Origin of the sequence: Streptomyces sp. JJ38, from assembly GCF_019303475.1 — a bacterium.
GTDB lineage: Bacteria > Actinomycetota > Actinomycetes > Streptomycetales > Streptomycetaceae > Streptomyces.
Map to the genome: position 1 here is coordinate 162,431 of NZ_JABLSI010000003.1, position 245 is coordinate 162,675.

Sequence of the window (245 nt, forward strand, 5' to 3'; positions counted from 1 at the left end):
ACCGATCTGGTCCTGGCCGAGCACTTCACGCCTGTCGCGGGTGGGCGGCTGACGGCGGTCACGGTGGAGACGGTGCGTTTCACCCGGCCGGAGCGGATCGACTTCCGGCTGGTACGCGGCCCCGTGCCGGAGGTGACGGAGTCGTTCGTGCTGGAGGAGACGGCGGCGGGGACGCGGCTGGAGTACGAGGGGCGTATGGGCACCGACCTGTGGCGGCTGGGTGAGTGGTGGGGTGCCGCGGTGGC